This is a genomic window from Serratia sp. HNCC26DJ244 (genome assembly GCF_057180565.1).
Map to the genome: position 1 here is coordinate 1 of NZ_JBXUGO010000058.1, position 1,707 is coordinate 1,707.

Below are 1,707 nucleotides of genomic sequence, written 5' to 3' on the forward strand. Positions count from 1 at the left end.
CGATACCAGCAGTGATTTGAATATCACCACTACCGGGGCCTTTACCTTCAACAATGCGCTGACCGGGTTGGGGGATGTGAATGTCGACACCAACAACAGCGCCTTTAACTTTGGCAGTACGGTGGGCAGTGCGTTTGCCGGTACGGTGAATTTACAAAATACCCTGTTTGATTTGTCCGGCACCAATACCACCAGCTTAATGCTTGCTACCCTCAACCTGGGCACCGGCAGTAACACCAACGTGGGTGATGGGGTGCAAACCCTCGGTGGTCTGGTGTTCAATGGCGGTGAATTAACTTACGCCCATATCACTGAAAATAACGGTGTGATCACCGCTGACGGCATCATTACGGCGCAAACCATTGATACCACTGCCGGCGGCACCGTGAGTGTTAACCTACCACCGAGTTTATCCCCTAGCTTGGCGGGGTTAAATACGCTGGATCTGGATACCGGGGTGGCTATTGTGACGTTGGCGACGGGGGTTGCCATTGGCACCGGCAGTGAATTGACCCTGACCGATGGGAGCAATACCCCGATCACCGACATTTATCTGCAAGGCATTACCAATCCCAACGACACCACTGTAGCGGCGATGGGGAGTTTTGTTTATGGCTTGAGTACCGGGGTTGGGCAAGATGGTTTATATGTCAGTTATCTGTTGCAACAGCTGGAACTGTTAACCACCGGCAGCCAGGCACTGATGTTACAGGGCACCCTGGCCAATAACGGCACTCGATACAACGATCTTGGGGCCAAAATTACTGGCAGCGGGGATTTGGCTATCGACTCCCCCAATGATGGCACCATCATTACCTTGTCCAATGCGACCAATGACTACACCGGGGATACCCTGGTGCGCTCAGGGATCTTGCAACTGGCGGCGGACTCGGCTTTGGGGCAGACCACCACCCTTGACCTGAGCAGTGGGGCGACGGTGGATTTAAATGGTCACACGCAAACAGTGCAAACCCTGCTCAACAATGGGGTGCTGGATCTGGCGGGCGGTTCGTTACTGCTCGCCCAAGGGGGGAGCTCTAGTTCTACCGGGGGTTTGACCGGTGATGGTTTGTTGACAGTTCAAGGGGGCCTCTTCACCGTCAGTGCCGCCAACAGTGGCTTAACCGCTGACACCGAGATTGACAGCGGTGCGACGCTGGTGCTGAACAATACCGGGACCCTGGGCAGCAGTGATGTGAACGTGGAAGGTAACCTGAATTTCGCCCGTGATGGCAGCTTTGCCAACCCGCTCAGTGGTGCGGGGACTATCAATACCCTGGCGGATGTGCAACTTACCGGAGATAACAGCCTGTTTACCGGTGCTCAGGTGATTGGCGCCGACAGCCGGTTAACCGTGACTGACGCCAATAATCTGGGGGCCGCCAGCGCCACCGTGGATTTGACCACCGACAGCTCGGTGCTGAACTTCAGTGGCTTGAGTGAGGATGTGGCCAATGCCCTGATTGGGGTGGTTGATTCCACCGTCAGTATCAGCAATGGGGCTGATATGTCCCTGTCTGCGGATAACAGCAATTTTTACGGCGTGTTTGATCTGGTGGGCGGCAGCACCCTGACGGTGACGCAGGCCCCACAATTGGGTAATGGTGTAGTTGCCATCGCCAGTGGCAGTAATCTGCTGTTTAGCGCCTATGCCAATGGGGCACTGAGTACCCTGGATAACGTGCTGAGCGGGGCGGGGACCTGGAC

1 pseudogene is annotated in these 1,707 nt (G+C 55.5%); it reads left to right on the forward strand.

What is annotated here, in order from left to right:
- A pseudogene (locus tag AC2A06_RS18490) lies at positions 1–1,707 on the forward strand (autotransporter outer membrane beta-barrel domain-containing protein); the annotation flags it as partial.